The sequence below is a fragment of the Streptomyces eurocidicus genome, assembly GCF_002891295.1.
Lineage (GTDB): Bacteria > Actinomycetota > Actinomycetes > Streptomycetales > Streptomycetaceae > Streptomyces > Streptomyces eurocidicus.
In genome coordinates, this window is record NZ_LGUI01000002.1 from 1 (window position 1) to 19,255 (window position 19,255).

Sequence of the window (19,255 nt, forward strand, 5' to 3'; positions counted from 1 at the left end):
TCGGGGCCCTGGTCGCAGCCCCTGAGGGCGGATGGCGCCAAGGCTGGCCGGGGTGGACAGCACTGCACGGCTGGGTGGCACACTCCTCGAACCCCGCCTCCGCCCCGCGCCAACTTACAAACAAAGCGGCGCACGAATTACCACTCGCATTCACGCAGATCCCTTTACGGGAAAAGAAAAGCGGCCCCGCACTTTAAGTGCGGGGTCGCTTTTTGCTTTCGTTTCAGAGGGCGGCTCGGAACGGGTTTTCTTCCCGGGCGGGTGCCGGGACAGCCGGCTGAGCCACTGGCTTTTTTGGGGCCGGAGTGGCGTCGCGGGGACGCGGCCGGGGCGCGGGGGCAGCCGGTCGTACCGGGCTATCCTCCTCCGGCGCGGCGACTTTCGGGGCCGGGGCCGGTGAGGGTGGGGCATCGGCCAGCCGGTACATGGTCTTCGGTCGGCCGCTCTTGCCCTCCTTCTCGACCTTGACCACTACGCCGGGCAGTGCCCTTACTTCTTCCGCCGACCCCCCGACAAAGCCAAGCAGCTCCTTGGACGCGGCCTTGCCACCGTGCATTTCGATGCGGGCACGCACCTTGTCCATGAGGCTGCGCGGCTGGCGCTTCACCGCCCCCTGCGCACCTGCCTGGACAAGGCGCATGACGTCCTGCACAGAGCGACGGACCAGGGTGAAGGCGGCGTTCAAACGAACCTCCGTGATGAGTTCGGAACATTCGGAGGCAGCGAGGCAGGCGGCGACGCGAAGCGTCTGCTCTGCGGTCCGTTCGATGTATCCACCCTCGCCCTCAGGAAGACTCTCGTTCAGGATGCGCGAGTACCGGCGGATCTTCCGCCATAGCGGCTTGGCCTCGGGGGCCAGGGATATTGTCCGGCGCTCGGCCGTGGCCCACCTGTAGGCGTGGAACAGGGCGTCGCCGTCCACCGGGGGAAGCGAGATGTCGTCATCGTCCATCATGGGGACGGTGTTGAGGAGGAAGAAAAGGATGCGGTTGTAGGAGCCGCCCCCTGCCTGGGTCTTATTCCTCAGCACGTACTGTTCGAGGTCCGAAGGCGTGATGTGCGCGTGGAGGACCAAGGCAGGGTCCTTGACCACCTGGGGATCATTCTTGGTGGTGTTGTCGAGCGTCGCCCCGTCCCACGCCACACGCAGCTTGGTGGGATACCGCTTGTCAGCCGCTTTCAGAGTCTCCGACCACTCCTCTTCCAGAAGCAGAGCGCGGATATCCCGCCCCTCCTCCCTGTCCTTGGTGGCCTCCTGCTGCTTCCACAGGTGATTGACCAGCGCAGCCCCGGAGGTCAGGGAGGCGGTGGTGTGGGTGGCCAGGAACCTGCCCAGGGCCTTGTCAACGATGTGCTCGGCCGCCCGTTTGGTTTTGCCCTTGCCCCGGCTGGACTTGCCGACGAGAGCGGACCACACCACCACCGGCCGGGCGCTGCCCTGGGAGCTCACCTTCACGGTTCCGCTGATAGCGGCGGACCACATCGACAGGGCAGCCACGTAGATACCCAGCGGATCAGCCTCGACGGACGGGGCGACGCTGCGGACCCCCGAACCGATCGGACCGTACAGAACGGGGGCACTCACGCGGCCACCGCCTCAGGCTGGTGTGCCAGCTCGTACGCCTTCCGCACGTTCAGGGGGAGACGCCCCCGGTCTTTCAGCTCGTAGCCCTGACGCTTGCCCCACTCGCGGATGCGGTCGTTCCGCTCCCTCTCGCTCATGCCGGAACTCGCGGTCCTCACCGGTTCGGGCAGCGGGTCACCGCCCTCGAACTCCCCGGCCCGGACGGCGTCTCGGAACCGGCCCTGCGCGGTGACGTCCATGCAGGGGAGGCCGTACTGCCGGGCGTCGCGGAGCTTGATGGCGTTCCGCTCCGCCCTCTGGCCGCAGATGATCAGGACCGTGGACTCATCGGCACGCCCCACCACCCGGTACCCGGCGTTACGCAAGGCGTCCCGGGCGTCCTCCCACGAGTACCCAGGCACCTCACCGACGAGCATCACGGACGGCTGCTCCGGCTCAGCCGGCTGGGCCTCGGAGGATTTTTCGCCGGGCTGGTCGTCCTGCTCCTGGCCGTCGACGCCGTACTCCTGGCCCTGCTCCTGCGGGGCGTCGCCGTTGTCCGCGTCCTCGGTGACACGGTCGCCGGGCTCGCCCAGCACCTCCACCAGCAGCTCGGCGAAGCTGTCCGCGTGGTCGGACCACACGGCCCACTCGCGGCCCCCGAGGGTCAGGGGCACCGCCTTCTCCTCCAGCAGGTCCCCGAACCGCTGCGCGTGCTCCGGGCACAGGCCCCAGGAGCGTTCCCCGAGGGTCAGCGCCTCGGTGGCGTCGACGTGCGAGCCGTCCCGGGCGATGTGCGCATCACACAGCGCCGCCGCCACGGGGGCAGGGGCCGGAGCCGGGTGCACGACCGGGGTCTTCGGCTCCACGGGAACGTACAAAGGCACGGCGGGCCGGGCAGACTTCTGGACGCGGGCTTGGACGGTCTTAGCGACCTGCTGACCGGCCGCCCGCAAGCGCGCCACCGTGGGAGGCAGCGTCTCCCGCACAAACGTTGCGGCCTTCTGCCGGGCGCCCGCGAGCTTCTCCCGGGCCGGGCGTACCTGACGCAGCCGACGACCAACCATGTGCACCGTGCTCTCCTTCGTCTGTTCGTTGTCGGCAACCGGGAAATTCCGCGGGACCGCGCCGGCTGCCTCTGCGCCGGGGATTTCTGCCGTGTCGGCGGGCGCGGAATCCTCCGCCTCCGAGCCGGCCAGGGAATCCTGGCCCCCGGAGCCGGCCGGACCCTGGTCCGGGTTTTCTGCCGTGTCGGCGGGAGTCTCCGCCGCCTCGGCGGGGATGGGCTCACCGGCCAGGGCGGCCCGCGTCTGCTCAGCGGGCATGCGGCCGGACACGTCGTTGTAGGGGGCCTTCCAGGTCCAGGTGGCGACCCGGGTCCCGGCCGCCGACGCCTTCGACACCACCGGGTTACCACCGACCGCTCCGGCGGTTCCGCCGTCGGTGGAGTTGAGGATGTGCGGGATGGTCAGGGTCTTGGGGTTGACGCGCAGCACCTCGTACCAGGTGCCCCGGTACAGCACGAAGTCACCGCGCGAGAAGTCGGCGGGCCCCCACACCTTGAACCCGTCGGCTTCCGCCTGCGCGATGATCCCCCGCCAGTGGGCCAGTTCCTCGTCAATCTCCTCGATCAGGCGCTCCAGTTCGGCGCGGCGCTCCTCGCTGGGCGCCTTCCGCCACGGGTTGCGGGGGTCGCCGTCGCGCTGACGGAGGATGCCGCGCCGGTCCGCCTCCAGCTTGTCAATCCGGCGCAGCGTCCGCCCCGGGTCGTTACGGTGCTGCTCGTAGCTCTCCGCAGCCCGCGCCCGGTCCGCCCAGTAACCGGCGCGCTTCTGCTCTTCGACGCTCTTTCGCATGGCGCTGTGCATGCGCTCCTGATCGCGGCGAGCCCGCCGCTCGGAGTGATGCCCGACCAAGATCGGCTGCCCCATGTGAAAGCGCTCGCTGATCTGGTCCGCCCGCTCGTAGGACGCATCCGACGACGCGGCGGCACGGCTGGCACGCCCTGCGAACCTCTCGGCCCGGCCCTCCGCACGGTCGAGGCGCTCGGCCTCGGCCTCCGCGAACGTGCGACGGGTGTCTTCATCGGTGGTCACCGCGACTGTGAGCCCGGCAGCGCGCAGCCCCTCCGCAGCCCTGTTGATGCGCCACGTGTCGGCTCGCTTGTCCCGCGAGTGGGGCAGGTACCAGCACTCCAGGTTCCGGGACCAGCGGAACCGGTGCTCCTTGAGCACCTCGGCGGAACCGTCCCCCCGCGATGTGCCTTCGACAAGCGTGCCGTCCCGGCGCGTGTGGCTGATCGTGATGTCGGCCTCCGCTCCCTCCTCGCCCGTGCCGACGGGCGCGGAATCCTCCGCCTCCGAGCCGGCCGGGCCCTCGGCCAAGCAATCTTCGGCCCCGTCGGCAGCGGCCTGCACCGGCTCCGCGAGAGCCGCCGTGTCCCACGCCCGCACGGCGTCCAGCACTCGCCCCAGGTGCTCACCCTCGGCGAGCCGCACCGCCGCGACCGCCGGGGAGTCGGCGACGTACCGGAACACCTCCACCAGGGCCCCGCCGTCCTCGTCCGCCTCGACCATCACGCGGTAGGTACGGCCGCCCTCCCACGGCGCACCGCCCAGCCCCAGGAACAGACACGGCCCCTCGTTCGAGTTCGCCGAGAACGCGCACTCTCCCCCGGCCAGCAGACCTGCCCGCGCACCCTCCAGGAGCGCCGCCCGCATCTCCCATGACGCGGGGTCGGCTCGGTAGTCCTCCACGTCGCGCGCGTGGTTCTTCGCCACCTGGTTCGCGTCGCCCTTGCCCGCATACCAAAGGGCGTGCGCACACCCGGTCGCGCCCTCACACACGGCCGTGAAGCCGTACCCGTCGCCCTCGGCCGCCACGACCGACACCCGGTGCGGGCCCTCTGCCCGGTAGTTGCCGAACTCCGACCCCAACTCGGCCGACTCCTCCGCCGTCTCCGGCTCCGACTGGCCCCACGTGCGGGCGGGCACGGCGTGCTGTGCTGCGTGATCAAGCGCGGCCGCTATCGCCCGGTCACGCACCTCTGCACGCCGTTTGGCGGCAGTGCGCCCGTGCCCCAGCGGACCAGTGACCGTGTCGACGTGCGCGCACTGCGCACAGGTCACCCGGTACTCGTGCTCGTTGAAGTCAGTCATCCATTCGACGGCCACCGTCGACGGCAGCACGGCGAATGCCCCGTGCCGGTCGTTGGGGTAGGGGCCGACTCGCCCGGCGAGGTGCCACGCCGCCAGCGCCTCCGCGTCCTCGCGGGTCTCGCACATGGAGCTACCGGGCCCGGCACTGTGGTCATGGCGCGTAATGATCCCGCCCGCGCTCACCCACCACATACCCTCATCGGCCTTGCTCCCGCACTGCCCGTTCACCTGCTGAATCAGGGGCTTGGCCTCACGGCCACCCCGCAAGTCCACGACCTGCGGACGCTCCTGGCCCTCCGGCTGCTCCTCGTCGACGAGTTCCGCGTCGACCACGTCCGTCTCGGGCGAAGAGCCCCCCGGAAGCGCCAACACCTCGGCCCGCTCCACCACCGTCACGGGCACATGCACAAGCTTCTCCGCCGACGCGGGGTAAGAGACCGGGTTCTTACCCCAGCGAACAGACGTCATCTGCTCCCCGCCGCCACGCTCGCTCACCTCGACCACCACACCCGTGCGACCGGTGGCCTCATCCAGGTGCGCACGCGGGTGCCCCGAGCGCACCACGTCACCCACAGCGAACCGCTGCCCGTACCGCTCCCACCCGTACTCGGAAACCGACTGCTCCGGCCCGGTCTCCAACTCCGAGGACCTCACCGCCGGTTCAGGCTCCGGAGACGGCACAGCCACCACGGACCCCGGCTTGCGCTCCCCACGCTTGATCGCGTCCGCGAGGATCGCCCGCTTCATGGCTGGGCGCCCCTTCACGTAGTGACAGACCTCCTCACCACTCCCGATGTGGTGCACCAGATACTCGCCCGCCAGCTCCTCTACCTCGTAGGTCTGCTCAAGGAGACTGGCCCGCTCGTCGCCCTTGGCCCCCCTAAAGAAGATGTCCTTGACCTTGGGCGCAGACATGCCCGTCTTCCCCTCCGGCGCCGTCGCCGTCGTCGTCTTCTGTGTCTGGGTCTCCGCCGTTCGGGCGGTCTCCTCCTGCGGCCCGGCCGCCATGTAGGCCCGCTCCTCCGCAGTCATGGGCGGCAAGGGAGTCCCCTCACCCTTCATGTCCAGCCACCACGAAACCCCGGGCGCCGGAACGCCGGGGCGGGCTGCGTACCAGTAGATGGTGGAGTCGGGGCCCAGGACACCGAAACACCGGCCGACCATTTCGCCCGACTCGTCAACGGTCAGGTTGCACAGGGTGGCCAGCCGCCCCCGAGCAAGCGAGTCAGGCAGGTTCGTTGACGTGAACACCCGCCCGTCGAAGGTGTACCGCCACCACCGCTTGGCGAGTTGCTCGCGACCAACCGGCGGCATGTCGGCCGCGAGTGTGACCTCATCGACGGCGAACGACCGCTGTTCGTCGTCCTCACCCCTCTCGAAGACGAGCACCCGATCCGTGCCCAGCCGCTTAGCGACCTTGTAACTGGCCCCGTCGACATAGACGATGTCGTCCGTCACGTACAGCCGAGGGATCTCCTCGACCCGCTCCAGGTCCGCCACGGCAAATGTGATGGCATCCATCGGGACAGCACTGCTGACGGAGACCTTCGCGGTCTCCCCCTCGACGCTCATCACGCGCCCCAGGACACCGTTGGGCAGCCGCACCGTGCACAGCGGCTCAAGCCCCCTGTCCTGCTCCTCAGAGACCGCTGCTTCCTGTGCTATCGGCGCTTCGGCCGGGGTCAGGCCGGGCGTGGCCTCCCGCTCACTCATGCGCGGAGCGTCGCTCTCGTCAATCTCCTCGAACGTGACCTCCTCCGCCCACTCAGCCGCCACCTTCTCCGGCCGCTTGCGCGTGGGCGCCTTGTGCGGGCCCTTGTCCAGCGTCGACGTCCACACAGGGGCGTTCCGCTGCTCAGCCTCCGCGAGCTGCCGCAGCGCCTCAGCCTCCAACGCTTGACGCTCGCGAACGTGCGCGACCATGGCCGCTTCCACGTCCCGCCGCGTCCGCATGTCTCCGTGCCCCTTGACACGACGCTCCGCATTGCGGCTGACGTGGAACTTGCTGCCCTTTCGGAGCACCCGGAAGGACATGCCGCGCCAAGAGGCCGTGACCGACCAACGATCCATGCCCTCAGACCACTTGAACGTGACCGGGTCGGCATGGTCAGTCGTGTTGGGCATCGCCACCGTGACGTGCCCCGGCGTCGTCTTGGGCCCCTCCACCTCCGGGGCCGTCTCTTCCTCGGGCTCCGTGGGCGCACCAGACACAACAACCTCGTCCAGGGCCTCACCCGTGACAGTGCCGAACTTCCGCTCGTGCGAGCGATCAAGGGCATAGCTCACCGTGTGCGTGCCCCGGCCGTCCCCTACGATCACCCACCCGTCCCGGTGGGCTGCTTCCCGCGTCACCACCGCACCGCACGCGCAGTCGAAACCCGTGCCGCGCGTAGCGACCCCCAGAGTCCTAAGGCACGTTCCTGACCGGCCGTACCGGCCGCCGTTGTGCCGCACAGGCTCCAGGATCACCAGACCCTCAGGGCGCACCACGGCCATGTTCTTCCGCACGTAGGAAGTGACCGGGCCTCGCGTCTTGTGCCCGTCCCCCTCGCCAGGGATCACCCACCGGCCGTCAAGGGTGATCACGCTGTACCGCCCCGTCGCCGGGCAGAACACCGAGTAGGCGACCGACTTACGGCGGTCGTCCGTGATCAAGACAGCGTCCGTGAGGCCGTGCCCCTCCATGGCGTGACGGGCAGGAGTCGTCACCATGACCTGCATCGCGCAGCTTCCCTTCAATGAGCCCCACCGGGCAGTGAACTGATGTCTCGGGACCGCCCCGGGCCATGTGCCCCGGGGCCGGTCAAGGCTGGTCAGTCATTGCGGCTCGTACTCGCCGCACACGTTGCCCGCGCCGTCCACGATCCAGCCCCCGCCGTCCGTGCGGTCGTTGCCCGCAGCCGGAGCGCACAGCGCCGTGTCGAACCCCTCGTTGAACGCGTCCACAGACACACGCTCAACCGCACGCTGCTTGCCTGACTCACCGGCCACGAACCCCGCCGCCCCCGTCCCCACCATCAGGACCACAGCGGCGAGTACTCCAGCCACCACACGACGTGTCGACATCTCCACCCCACAGGTATTCGTGCGCCCAGCGCCTGGCCGGACCGCGTTCTACGTTTCCCCGGCGCTGCAACCCATCAGGGAGCGCCGCAAAGCCTTAGTTAGTTAGCGACCGGGCCCCTCAGGCGATCCGGTTCGCATTCCGTGCCCTCACCGCCAAGCGAATGAAGTCACGATCCATTTCTATCCCAGACCCGAGTCTCAGCAATCCAAATTCATGGTGATCCGCGTCACAATCCATGAATAGGCGCCCGAATTCAAACCCCACTCCAGAGGGGTTAAAAACCGCGTTTTCGCAGGTCAGAGCCCCTTTAGACACCCGGGGGTAATGCCTAGTTAGGCAGCGATAGGACCCACCGGGGGTGCCTCTTTCCGACCGTGTACGGGTATCAAACATTCGCATAGAAGGCCGTTATTACTGCCCGAATTGGAACTCTGGAGCCTCCGCCGGCCACTGGAGGGGTCGCCGCGGGCACATCAGGGCCCCCTGCGGGCACACACCCCAGGTCAGCGGGCTGCGGGCACCGCGCTCTAACCAACTAAGCAGCGCTTCTACGATGACCTGCGTCACTTTTCTGGTGCACTGCGAGCGGTCTGGAGGCCGGTAACACCTACATAATTAATGTGAGGGGTTGTATACCCCCCTCCATCAGGGCCCCTAAGGCCCTGACTGGTGTGCCAGCTCCGGTCATCCCGACCTGGTACCTGAAGAGGAGATGGTGGATGGGTCGATACATTGTCACTGTGGTAGAGACAGCGACTTACGATATCCCTGTGAATGCTGCCGACGCTGATGAGGCGTGTGAAGCGGCAGAGGAGAAGTGGAGCCACGACCCCAATAAGTATTTTTCCGATGCGACCGGATTCGAATGCGACGAGGTGCGCTTGGTCGCCTGATTTTCGCCCTCAAGCAGTCTTTATCGAATTCGCAGCACTGATCGAGGGGAAATGAATTGGGAATTTGTGACGAAGATGCGGCCGAGGCTAATCGTTCTCGGGCCCGCTGGGCGCTGATCGCCATGGAGGCCATGGGCCGGGAGACCGGCCAGCACGGGTCGGCCTACTCTCCTGAGGGCCTCATGGTCAGGGAAGAGGTGCTCCGGGAGGTCGCCGGGGACCTCATGGCGAACCTCTTCCACCTGTGCCGGCTCAACGGCGTGGCGCCGGCAGCGGTCGTCGCGGCCGGCGCCATGCATTTCCTGGCCGAAGTCGCCGAGGAGCAGCCGGTGGTAGAGCTGGGCATGCCAGCGGATCAGGAGACCCCGAGGGGTCAGAGCAGGTCCTCGTAGTCCGGCAGGATCTCGGTCTGTACGGGGACGCGGAACCAGGCTTCCCCTTCGGCCGGGACGGGGGCTCCGCCGGCCGCAGCGGCGATCTCAAGGACGGCTTCGGATGAGAGCCGCCAGTCTTGGGTGGTGTGCCCGGCAGGGCAGGAGATCCAGGTGCTCACTCCATCGGTGCCCACGGTCAGCCCAGTTCCGATGTCACAGCGTCGGCAGGTGATCGGTATACGAGCGCGGATGACGGGGTCCACCGTCCTGAAGACGGTAGTGCCCATCAGCAGGACCGTAGTCACGTCGGTCATGAAGTCTCCTCGCCCTGTACCCCGTGCCGTCCGATTCCTGTGTACCCCGGCGCTGTCTCAGCGTACGGTGTTTGATCATGGCGTCAACGAGTGAAGTGCGGGACCGTCTTGTCGTACCGGGACGGGTGATGATGATGCGGTACACACCGACCTCTTGGGGCCTCAGCCCCCTGGCCTGCTCTGTCTGCGAGGCCCAAACGGGGCTGACCCTGATCTCGGCGGAGTCCGAAGTCCTGTTCACGTGCCCTACCGGGCACACCAGCCGAGACTGGCGGCTCACGCCCGACGCCGAAGTGCGGGCGGTCGGCGTCGACGTCGAGTTCCGGGTAACGACCAAGGGCGGCGCGCTATCGTCCCAGCGGTTCGACGACGGCGACGGGGAAGACGACTTCCGAGACCTGCCCCTCTGAGACGAGCGCCCTGCAGAGCCCGCTACCCGGCATCGTGGTTCGGCGGCGACTGGACTCTGCGCGTACGCTCGAACCATGACGAGTGCTGGTGAGCGAATCAAGGCGGTACGCAAGCTACGCGGTCTCACGCAGAGGGAGTTGGCGGCTGCCTCAGGAGTGTCAATCTCGGTGCTGCGGCGCCTGGAGCAGGACGAACAAGAGTCGGCTCGGATGGAGACATTTAGGCGCCTCGCAACAGCCCTTCGAGTGCCGACCATGCGCCTCGTCGGCGACACCGCAGAAGGGCGCGAAGCTGAAGAAGACCCTGAGTGCTGGGACAGCGTCAAGAGGGCCCTCAATGCCCCGCCGGCCTCCCGGGGAGAGTCCGATGACCTTCCGACTGTCGAGGGTGTAACGGAGGCTCTGGATGCCATGTATCCGTTGGTGGTCAAGGATGGGTACCAAGAGCTTTCCATTCTCCTCCCCACGCTGCTGCGAGACGCTGACGCCCTCGGCACGGAAGGGCGAGACGTCCGTGTGCGGCTGCTTCAGCGGGTCGGATGGCTCATGATCCACACCAGGCAGTTCAAGGCCGCGGAGGACGCGTTGACGCGCTCCCTCGACGAGGCTTCGGACCGTCTCCAAGCCGCTGTGGCGATCGATTACATGTGCTGGTTGCTGATGCGCGAGGGGCAACTATCCAGGGCTCGGGAGCTGGCCACCCAATGGGCCGATGATCTTGAGCCCGTGCGCTTGACCCGGGCGACGCCGACTGAGCTTTCCATGTGGGGGGTGATGCTGCTGCGTCTCTCCGGGGCGGCGGTCCGTGACAATCGGCCAGGTGAAGCAGAGGACGCCATGAAGTACGCCCGTGCCGCTTCCGAAGCGTTGGGCCGGGAATGGCGATTCCCTCAGGAACTCAGCAACTCAACATTCGGCCCGCTGACTGTCCTGCTCAAAACCGCGGAGAACGCCGGGGTCGTCGGTCAACCCCAGAGTGTGCTTCGAATCGGCAGCAAGGTGGAGAGGCTCAGGAAGTCCAAGAGCCCGCGCTTCCGGGAGCGTATGACATCGAGCGACTGGAACCGGCACGTTCTCGACGTCGCTGACGCTCATACACGGACAGGGGACTACAGGCAGGCCGTTGGGCTGCTGACAGGCATCAACGATTCCGCACCCGAGTGGTTGCCGAACCAGAGGTTCGCCCGTGACATCTTGGGACGGATGATCGAGGAGCGTCGGACGTTGACGCCTGAGATGCGCGACCTAGCTGTCGCCGTACGCCTCCCCGTCTAAATGATCAGTCCGGGTACTTTGGCCTGACGAGCTGTCAAAGTACCCGCGACAAGCCGCCTTACCCCTCCTAGCGTGTCTGCACACACCGCACAGGAGGGGCAGGCGAAGCGCAGTGAAAGAACAGGGAAGCGCCAGGACACGCCTGGGGCTGGAGAGGACCGCTCGCGGGGCGGGCGGCACGGGCCTTCCCACGAACCCGGTCGTCTGGAGCGGCACGGGATACCGCTCCGGCGTGCTGGTAGTCGAGTCGGCGACCGGCCGCATGGGCGTCACCCAGCCCAAGACAGGGGACGGTGACGGTACCTCCGTCATGACGCTGGACGGCGGAGAGTCGTGGACGGTCCAGGGAACGGCCGGCCTGCGGCTCGCGACGCTGGAAGAGCGTACGGAAATCGGCCTGGGCCCCGGGAGCAGGGGCTGATGCAGGAAGTAGTTTCGCTGCCCCACTCGGGTGGGCAATGGATGGCGTCGACCATCACCTCCACCGCACCACCCCGCGCTAAGGGGTGCGAAGGGTGCGAAGAAGTGGTCAACGCGTACCTGGATGCTCTCAGAGCGGGCGACCCGGTCGGCATCATCGTGGCTCGCGCCCGGGTGACGCGTCACTTCGGCGCCGCTCACGGAGAGGCGGAGTGGCCGGGCCGAGTCGGTGACTAGAGCACTGAAGAAGATCAAGGCCGACACCCGGAACACGTGCTCCGACTGCAAGAAGATCCGCAAGGAGACCGCAGACGCTGCCCTTCAAGGCGATACGAAGAAGGTCGCGACGCTTGTTGCAGTTGCAGCGCACCACGAACGGAGGGCGCACACCGATGGTTGAAATACACTCCGCCGACGGCGAGCGTCGACGCCCCCCGTTCGTGGTCACCCCGGAGGGCACCGCCGGTCTGCCGCCGGGGCAGCCGCCTCGCACCAGGAGCGTCTTCGACACCCCTCAGTTCAGCCGGGATCTGCGGCAGGCGGTGATCGAACGGGCTGAGCGCGACCTTGCCGACTTGGAGGTGCTGGCCGAATCCGTCAGCCGACTCGCGCGGCGCTGCCGCACCACCCGCTCGTGAACCCCTGGTGACCCGCCCACAAGTACCGCGGATGCCAAAGAAGGAGATGGAAGTGCCGCGTTACAGACGCAAGGCTGCCGAGATGCGCCAGGTGTTCGAGCGCATCGATCGCGACCGGACCGAAATCATCGTGCAGTACAAGGCCGGTGACGCGCTCGGGTATCTGGCCCAGCAGTACGACGTGGACCGCCACCGGATGAAGCGCTTTCTCATCGATTGGGATGTACCTCTCCGCACAAGGGCCAGCGCCACCCGGAAACACCACCCCTAGATTCCTGCCTCTCCGTCCGACGCCGGATGTCTCCCCGTGGACACCGGACGGAGAGGCAGGTGCCAGCGCCGGAACGGAGGCGCATGCGCATTACGCCACCGTCACCGAACACCTTGCTGGAGACCCCGCGCTGCACCGCCTGCCGCTACCTGGTCGTCGCCCTACGCCAGGCACAGGCGGCCGGCGACAGCGTGAGGGAGTCTGAGATCCAGTACAAGATCGTGCGCCACTTCGAGAGGGCGCACCGCACTTGAGCCCCCGCCCGGTCGACCACTGGTCACGGCACCGACCGGGCGGGCTGCACCACCAGCATCCGCAGAAGAGAGTGCGAAATGAACGAGATCGCGCGTGGTTTCACCGTAAGCACTGACCCCAACTGTCGGCACGAGTACGAACCGGTGCCCGGCGGCATGGAGTGCAAGTACTGCCACTCGCTCATCATGCTCTGACAACCGCACTGCCCGGTCGTCTACGTGGAAGGTCGACGACCGGGCAGCCCAACTAACCAACAGAAGAAGGGTAGTGTCCCATGGCTCATGCCGACATCGACCCCGCCCATCCTCCCAAACGCCGACTCGGCGCGCTCGTGCTGATCCGCGACGACGCCGGCCGCATCCTCCTGGTCAAACCCACCTACCGGGACGGATGGATCCTTCCCGGCGGTGGCGCCCACCAGGGCGAGAGCATCGCCGACGCGGCAGCCCGCGAACTCCTGGAGGAAACGGGGCTGGTCCGCCGGCTCACCCACTACCTGGTTCTCGACCAGGTCCCCGCGAGCGACGACGGCACGTCGGCGGAGGGGCTGAACGTCGTCTGTGACGGTGGCGACCAGCTCAGCGCCGAAGAGGCGAAAGCCGTGATCGTGCCCGAAGCTGCGGCTGGCGAGCTGTGCGCCGTCAGGTGGGTGCCGCCGAAGGACCTGGACAAGTACGCGCAGCCCTACCAGGCGCGGCGCATCCGGGCGGCCCTGGCGGTACTCGAACATGACGCGGCGCACTCGCTGCTCACGCTCGGGGAACCCGTCGGCGCGTAGCCCTTCAGACCCCCGTCCGGTCGCCCTCGTGGCAAATGGCGGCCGGACGGGTGCACCACCGTGCGGCGACGCGGGGGCGGTCCCCGTGTCGGAACGGCTCAAGAAGGGATCATGTACATGGACCCGGAAAAGCTGGAGATCCTCGCACTTGGCGGCGGGGGCGACGACGGCGAGCCCGACAACACGGACATCGAGGATGGTGACGGTCAGGGAGGTAGCGGCTCACCCGGCCACTGACGCCAAGTGATCAACGGGGCCCTCGGTTTTGCCGGGGGCCCCTCGCGCCGCCGTCCGACCGACCCGACTACTCGGTAGGCTCCGACCATGCCCAACCTGAAGCCCAAGAGTGAGCCCAAGTCCCTTACGGGAACTGCCAAGTTGATCATTGCCCCGTTCCTATACGGGTGGCCGGACAAGAGATGTCTTCTCGCGTACACCAGTCACGAAGGGCTGGCCGTCGTCGCCGCACTCCCCGACGAAAAAGGGATGGCTCCGTCACTGTGGGACGTGGCGGCAAACCACCTACCGACGAACATTCGTCCCGATGACACGGGCGAGCAGTACGCGCGCTGGCTGGTCTCCACCGGGTGGGGATACTCCGTGATCCGCTGGAACCCCTCCCTCATCCTCGATGGTGAAGAGTGGACTGTGACGATCCGGAAGACCCTTCGGGAGTTCAAGGAACACCAGTACGGCCGGGCAGTCTGCGGCTGGTACGGAGTGCACACGGGCACGCTGACCCTTAAGGACCCGCTCTTGACAAACAAAGCTCGGGACATGCTCAACGAGCGCTGATCAGGCGGCGGCGCCCGTTGGCACCGACCAAGGGGCCACGCAAGATCGTACGTGGCCCGTACCGCCCTTACGCCCCCTCCGCGCCGTCGACGGACCGATCCACCACACGAGAGCCCCGCCCCCACTCCGTCCGGATGAGCCCACGCTCTCGCAGGATCTTCACCGCACGCCGGGCAGTCTCCCGCGCCACCCCGAACCGCGCACACAGCGCCGCGTCCGAGGGGATGAGCTCTCCCGGCGCGTACTTGCCCGTCTTGATCTCCGCCGTGAGTACGGCCAGCACCTCCATATACGGGGCGCGCGGGGCATGGGGATCGGACGGGGTGTCAGGCATGGGGAGAGCGTAGACAACCATCCATCAGCAGTCGACTTAGACCAGTAGACGTATTGGATGGGCTAGACAGGTTAGACAGGCATGGTTAGCGTCGACTGTGCAAACGAAAGCGCCCCGGAAGACCGCTTAGGACCGGTCCGCCGGGGCTCAGCCGACCAGCTTCTGAGGAGCTGAACGACGTATGCGTGACTTTATCGCGCGCATCCAAATGTGGGTGCTTCGGTTAGTACTTCCTTCGAGAGGCCGCCACGCCGGGAGGGCCCCGGCGGGGAACGCGGTGCCGAGCCGGCCGTCGGCCCCCGTTCCCGGGTGGCCAGAGTCGCCTGCGGGGACGCACGACACCTCCGAGTTCGATCCCGTCACCTGGTGCGACGAGCCCTTAGTGCGCAGCTTCGTCCTGGCCGAGGAGGAGCGTCGCGCGGCCGAGCGATGCCGACGGCAGGAGGAGGCGGAGGAGAAGCTTCTGAGGGCGCACAGGAACGCGGCGCTCCTTGCAGCCGAAGAGGGCCGAGAGTACCCGGAGCTCCTCTACCTCCGGCCAGACACACCGATCACTCCTGTCACGTGGACGGGGACACAGGAGTCCGCAGGGGTGTGGTCGTGAAGTGCACCCGGTGCGGCGCCAAGCTGGAGAGGTATGTCGAGCGGCCCAGCGGGGCCGGGATCATCGTCCCCGTCCGGCACTACTGCCCCGAGAAGATCGGCGACGACACGGGCCCTGAGGCCCGCTGAGCCCCTAGGAACCGCCCCGTCCGGCCTGCGCCGGGCGGGGCTTCTCTATGCCCCACCTCACTCCCCGAAGCGCAGGCTCCTCACTGCCTGGAGGGCCATCGCTGACGTGACGATGACGATGTTCTGGCTGTCGATGAGGACACCCCTTGTCGCGCAACGAGGCGGCGTCCGCGCGCGCGTCGTGGCCCGCTTCGGCGGGCAGTCCCTCGACCGTCGGCGCGCTCCCGGCGTCCAGGTGCTCGCCGGGAGCGCGTGACCCACGCGTGACCCACAGCGGCCGGGAGCGCCCGGAAAAGCACAGGAAAACCCAGGTAACATGAGGGGGAAGATAGACCCCTTCAGACTGGTGTTTCCGCAGGTCAGAGACCTGCTGTACTGGTGCCCGAGAGGAGAGTTCAAGTCCCCCCTCGGACACCAGGGTCAACCGACCAAATGAGGCCGGTCAAGTCGACAGTATGTCGGCTTGACCGGCCTTGTTGTGTTCTGGAACGTGATCTGGCCCCCTGCGGTTGTGCAGGGGGCCAGATTTGTTTTTGCTGGTCAGGTGGTGTGTGCGGGGTGGGGTGGGTCAGTTGCTGGGTGTGCCGGGCTGGTAGCCGCGCGGGGTCCAGTTGTGGGGGTTGCGGGGCTTGTGGCGGGTGGAGGGGCGGCGTCGTGCGGGCTGGTCTGACAGGGGGAGGGTTTCGTGCCAGGTGGCGAGTTTGCGGTGGTTGGCGTGGGCGATCTGGAAGGACAGCAGGAGTGACTGGGCGGCTACGCCCCGGATGCGGCGGGTGCGGCTGCGTTCGATGGCTTCGTGGTCTTTTGCGTAGTGGTTGAAGTGTTCGACGCGGTTGCGCAGGTGGAAGTAGTGGTGGGCCCATGGGGCGAGGCCGTGGTCGAGTTCCTGCCAGAAGCGGATGCCGGTGTCGCGGGTGAAGGTGAGGGATTCGCGGCGGCAGATCTCGGGGGCTCCGGCGGGTGTGGGGGTGATGTCGATCACGGGCAGGCGGGGGTCGCGGCCGAGGCTGCGGGTTTTGAGGGGGCAGGCGACGGTGGGGTGGGTGCCGGCGGCGGGGCAGAGCATGCGGCGGGCGCCGCGGTGGTCGGGGGCAGCTTTGGGGCGTAGCCGGTAGGCGGTGCGGGCGTGGACGCGGGCCTGCCAGGTGGGTTTGTCGATCGTGCCGGTGAGGAGGTCGGCGGTGGTGGTGATGAGAATCGGGGGGATGTCGGGGCAGTACCAGGTCCCGTCGATGAGGAGGGCTCCGGCGTGGCTGGTCTGGATGCCGAGCTGGTCGGTGCGGTAGTCGAAGACGGGGCGGTAGCCGAGGTCGCGGACGGGGATGTGGAATTTTTCGGGGAGGGCGGTGCTGTAGGCGCGGTCGGCGGCGAGCCAGCCTGTGGGGTAGTGGCGGCGGTGGACGTCGCGCAGGGCGGCGACGGCGTTGCCCGCGGGGTCGTGGCCGGGTTTGTGGAGGGTGAAGGCGAGGACGAGGGCGGGCAGGCGTGCGGGCTGGTCCTGGGGGCCTGGCGGGGTTTTGCCGGGTGGCGGGGTGGTGGGGGTGTCTCCGGTAACGACGAGGGTGGCTTCGAAGCCGAAGAGGTAGCGTTTGGCCTTGCGCTTCTTCTTCCCGGGCGCGGGTGGCCTGTCGGCTGGGTCGCGGTGGTCGCCTTCGCGGACGTACCAGGCGGCGTCGGGGTCGGTGGCGGTGTGGGTGCAGGAGGTGTTCACGCCGCGGGAGAAGGTGCGCACCGCGGTGGCGTCGACGGCGACGGAGCCGTCCCAGTGCTCTTCGAGGGCGGACCGGGCCGGGGCGAGAGATGCCTCGATGATGCGGTTGGTGACCTCTACGAGCCGGTGGCGGCGGGCGGTGAGCTCTGCGGGGTCGGCCTCGTCGTGGAGGCGGGCTGCTTCTTCCCTGGTGAGGCGGTGTTTGGGCAGCGGTGAGGGGTCGATGACGGCTTCGGCGGCGTGGAAGGTGCGGCGCACCGCCAGGTAGGCGGCCTCGAAGCCTTTCGCGGTGTCCTCCCATGCGGGCAGGCCGAGTTCGGTGCGGGCGGTGGCGGGCAGCTGGTGGGCGAGGATGTCGGTGGCTTCGGCGAGGACGACGCGGCCCTGGCTGCGCCAGGAGGCCAGTGTCATGGCGGTGAACAGGGCCTGGAAGCCGACGGTGCGGGTGCGCCCGGCGTTGGACTTGCGCTGCTGTTGGCGGGCGTCGGTCAGGAGGGGGACGATGCCGGCGAGGTCCACGAAGCGGCGGGCGCGGGTGAACTCGGCGTAGGTGACGGCCTGGCGCCGCTTGCGCAGCTGGCTGAGCCAGGCCGGGGCTGGTGCGGGGAGGCCGCGGGGGTTGCGGGGGCTGGTCATGGCATCTCCCTGAGGGTGGTGTGGGCCTGCTCGGCGCTGGTGCCCTGGAGGTAGGGCAGGAAGCGGGAGAGTGCGTGCAGTGAGTCGAGGCCGGCGGCGGCCAGGAGGACGGGCAGGGGGAGGGGGATGTCCATGCGTTCCACCAGCCAGGTGGCGCGGCAGCGGCCGAGGACCAGGCGCGGGACACGGGCGTCGGGTGTGGCGCGGTAGATGAGGTCGGTGACGGTGTTGCTGCCGCGCGAGAAACAGGCAGGGCGGAAGAGGTAACTGGTCTGGGCCCGCTGTGCGGCGGCGGCGAGGGTGTGTTCGTAGGGGCGGGCGCAGACGATCAGGCGTGCGCGGCGGCCGCGGACGGCCAGGACGCAGGCGCCGTCGGAGAGCACCCGTACGTCGGGGCCGCGTGCGGGGATGACCTCGGGGCTGTCGAGCCCGCAGCCCAGGGAGAGGGCGAGCAGCAGGCGCAGTCCCTGGCGGAGTTCGCCGGTGGGCTGTCCGCCGGCCCAGGCCCACAGGTCCGCTTTCTGTGTGCCGGTCAGGGGCCGGGAGGGATCCGATCCGGACAGCGGGACGGGGCGGCCGCCGGGCAGGTCGGGGCCGTAGACGGCGGTGCGGATCGCGGTCAGGCGGGCGCGGTAGTTGCTGCGGCTCGCGGGCCGGATGTCCGGGCATCCGAGGGCGGCGAAGCGTTCGACCATGGCCGCGTCCAGCCAGCGGCGTGCGTCGGGAGGGCAGCCCTCGCGGTCGGCGAACAGCGCCAGACGGGTCAGGGCGGTCAGCAGGTCCCGAGCCCGGTAGGTGGTGGTGGGGGCCGCCCGGGCGACCGTGACCCGGACCTCTGCGGCGAGGCGTTCCCATGCGGGAGGGGCGTTTTTGGGACGGTACCGGGCGATGCGACGCTCCATCAGCAGCCTCCAGACGAACACCCCTGGAGGGGTGCCATTGGAATACCATGCTGGGTGATGCAGGTCACAGGGCGACCCGGGAGATCCGGATGGGTGAGACTGGACGGCGTGCCCCGAGGAGACAGCCGACACCGCAAGCCGAGCGCATACGTCCTTCCGGGCCCGTCGTCCGCCCGGGAGACCCTTCTCCCCTGGCCGAGGGCCGTCATGACTGACCATCACGGCGCCAAGGTCGCCCAGGCACTGGCCCTGAGGCTCAGTACCGTGATGGAGGCCGGGAGCTGGTCCGCCGCCAGGCTCTCGCGGGTGAGCGGGGTCAGCCGCCTGACCATCGCCAATGTGCTGGCAGGCCGGGTGTGGCCGGACCTGCTCACCATCGCCAGCCTGGAACAGGCTCTGGGCTGCGACCTGTGGCCCGGCCGGGATGTGTGAGGTGCCCGGGGAGGGCGGGGACGCGCCGGGATCCGGCGGCGGAATACGCGGTGGTGCCATGGTCACCGTCCTCGAAAGGGTGGTCCCGCCCGCGGCGGGCCACCCGAAGGGATGACGGCACGGCCATCCGGGCCCCCCAGCCCGCAGGGCGGGCTAGAGTGACCGGAAAACGGCCAGGCCGCAGCAACGGGCCCCGCTGGCCGCCCTCATCGAGGGCGGCCACGGGCCAGTGCTCGTTCACAAGGGATATGTGGGTGCCGGACGTTTGGGGCCGTCGCTGATGTAGGAGTTGGCGG

The 19,255-nt window shown here is 68.3% G+C and carries 20 protein-coding genes; 13 read left to right on the top strand and 7 right to left on the bottom strand.

Features of this window, described 5'->3' with window-relative positions:
- Window positions 1–223: 223 nt before the first annotated feature.
- The 3 genes from AF335_RS05005 to AF335_RS36125 form a co-directional block, all read right to left on the bottom strand.
- Window positions 224–1,585 carry a YfjI family protein gene (locus AF335_RS05005; protein WP_102917068.1) on the bottom strand — a complete coding sequence of 454 codons (1,362 nt, stop codon included), beginning with the start codon at window positions 1,583–1,585 and terminating at the stop codon, window positions 224–226.
- Window positions 1,582–7,443, bottom strand: coding sequence for a DUF3560 domain-containing protein (locus tag AF335_RS05010; protein ID WP_102917069.1), 5,862 nt, complete (start codon window positions 7,441–7,443; stop codon window positions 1,582–1,584). Before AF335_RS05010 ends, AF335_RS05005 begins: the two co-directional genes overlap by 4 nt.
- 96 nt (window positions 7,444–7,539) lie before the next feature.
- Window positions 7,540–7,668 carry a hypothetical protein gene (locus AF335_RS36125; protein ID WP_260423846.1) on the bottom strand — a complete coding sequence of 43 codons (129 nt, stop codon included), beginning with the start codon at window positions 7,666–7,668 and terminating at the stop codon, window positions 7,540–7,542.
- Between the two features lie 891 nt (window positions 7,669–8,559).
- Between AF335_RS36125 and AF335_RS36130 the strand changes: the two genes are divergently transcribed.
- Window positions 8,560–8,682 (top strand): hypothetical protein, encoded by a 123-nt coding sequence (locus AF335_RS36130; RefSeq protein ID WP_260423847.1) that lies wholly within the window; start codon window positions 8,560–8,562, stop codon window positions 8,680–8,682.
- 131 nt (window positions 8,683–8,813) lie between these two features.
- Window positions 8,814–9,074: a hypothetical protein gene (locus tag AF335_RS05020; RefSeq protein ID WP_170127591.1), complete on the top strand. Its 261-nt coding sequence runs from the start codon at window positions 8,814–8,816 to the stop codon at window positions 9,072–9,074.
- Here AF335_RS05020 and AF335_RS05025 read toward each other — a convergent pair.
- Window positions 9,056–9,370 (bottom strand): hypothetical protein, encoded by a 315-nt coding sequence (locus tag AF335_RS05025; RefSeq protein WP_102917072.1) that lies wholly within the window; start codon window positions 9,368–9,370, stop codon window positions 9,056–9,058. The genes AF335_RS05020 and AF335_RS05025 overlap by 19 nt on opposite strands.
- A gap of 77 nt (window positions 9,371–9,447) precedes the next feature.
- Between AF335_RS05025 and AF335_RS05030 the strand changes: the two genes are divergently transcribed.
- The 8 genes from AF335_RS05030 (at window position 9,448) to AF335_RS05060 (ending at window position 14,212) form a co-directional block, all read left to right on the top strand.
- Window positions 9,448–9,780, top strand: coding sequence for a hypothetical protein (locus AF335_RS05030; RefSeq protein WP_146045432.1), 333 nt, complete (start codon window positions 9,448–9,450; stop codon window positions 9,778–9,780).
- A 75-nt stretch (window positions 9,781–9,855) separates the two neighbouring features.
- A complete protein-coding gene (locus AF335_RS05035; RefSeq protein ID WP_102917074.1) occupies window positions 9,856–11,055 on the top strand; it encodes a helix-turn-helix domain-containing protein in 1,200 nt (399 codons plus the stop codon).
- Window positions 11,056–11,287: 232 nt separating this feature from the next.
- Window positions 11,288–11,476: a hypothetical protein gene (locus AF335_RS33935; RefSeq protein WP_146045433.1), complete on the top strand. Its 189-nt coding sequence runs from the start codon at window positions 11,288–11,290 to the stop codon at window positions 11,474–11,476.
- A gap of 391 nt (window positions 11,477–11,867) precedes the next feature.
- A complete protein-coding gene (locus AF335_RS05045) occupies window positions 11,868–12,113 on the top strand; it encodes a hypothetical protein (RefSeq protein WP_102917076.1) in 246 nt (81 codons plus the stop codon).
- Window positions 12,114–12,144: 31 nt separating this feature from the next.
- On the top strand, window positions 12,145–12,384 hold the full coding sequence (locus AF335_RS05050) for a hypothetical protein (RefSeq protein ID WP_146045434.1): 240 nt from the start codon (window positions 12,145–12,147) through the stop codon (window positions 12,382–12,384).
- 83 nt (window positions 12,385–12,467) lie between these two features.
- Complete coding sequence (locus AF335_RS34405; protein WP_170127592.1) at window positions 12,468–12,638, top strand: hypothetical protein; 171 nt, start codon at window positions 12,468–12,470, stop codon at window positions 12,636–12,638.
- A gap of 275 nt (window positions 12,639–12,913) precedes the next feature.
- Window positions 12,914–13,417: an NUDIX domain-containing protein gene (locus tag AF335_RS05055; RefSeq protein WP_102917078.1), complete on the top strand. Its 504-nt coding sequence runs from the start codon at window positions 12,914–12,916 to the stop codon at window positions 13,415–13,417.
- 324 nt (window positions 13,418–13,741) lie between these two features.
- Window positions 13,742–14,212: a hypothetical protein gene (locus AF335_RS05060; protein ID WP_146045435.1), complete on the top strand. Its 471-nt coding sequence runs from the start codon at window positions 13,742–13,744 to the stop codon at window positions 14,210–14,212.
- A 67-nt stretch (window positions 14,213–14,279) separates the two neighbouring features.
- Here AF335_RS05060 and AF335_RS05065 read toward each other — a convergent pair whose 3' ends face one another.
- The gene (locus AF335_RS05065) at window positions 14,280–14,546 is read right to left on the bottom strand and encodes a GntR family transcriptional regulator (RefSeq protein WP_228773467.1); all 267 of its coding nucleotides are present in this window, start codon (window positions 14,544–14,546) and stop codon (window positions 14,280–14,282) included.
- A gap of 600 nt (window positions 14,547–15,146) precedes the next feature.
- On the opposite strand from AF335_RS05065, the gene AF335_RS36135 reads away from it, so the two are divergent.
- Both AF335_RS36135 and AF335_RS34415 read left to right on the top strand, forming a co-directional pair.
- Window positions 15,147–15,278, top strand: coding sequence for a hypothetical protein (locus AF335_RS36135; RefSeq protein WP_280524616.1), 132 nt, complete (start codon window positions 15,147–15,149; stop codon window positions 15,276–15,278).
- Window positions 15,279–15,384: 106 nt separating this feature from the next.
- Entirely contained in the window at window positions 15,385–15,534 is a 150-nt protein-coding gene (locus AF335_RS34415; RefSeq protein WP_170127594.1) for a hypothetical protein, read from the top strand.
- A gap of 312 nt (window positions 15,535–15,846) precedes the next feature.
- Here AF335_RS34415 and AF335_RS05075 read toward each other — a convergent pair whose 3' ends face one another.
- On the bottom strand, window positions 15,847–17,625 hold the full coding sequence (locus AF335_RS05075; protein ID WP_102917081.1) for a hypothetical protein: 1,779 nt from the start codon (window positions 17,623–17,625) through the stop codon (window positions 15,847–15,849).
- Window positions 17,622–18,527 carry a hypothetical protein gene (locus AF335_RS05080; protein ID WP_102917839.1) on the bottom strand — a complete coding sequence of 302 codons (906 nt, stop codon included), beginning with the start codon at window positions 18,525–18,527 and terminating at the stop codon, window positions 17,622–17,624. Before AF335_RS05080 ends, AF335_RS05075 begins: the two co-directional genes overlap by 4 nt.
- A 207-nt stretch (window positions 18,528–18,734) precedes the next feature.
- Here AF335_RS05080 and AF335_RS05085 point away from each other — a divergent pair, with 207 nt between their 5' ends.
- Entirely contained in the window at window positions 18,735–18,959 is a 225-nt protein-coding gene (locus tag AF335_RS05085; RefSeq protein ID WP_102917082.1) for a helix-turn-helix domain-containing protein, read from the top strand.
- The last annotated feature ends 296 nt before the right edge of the window (window positions 18,960–19,255 follow it).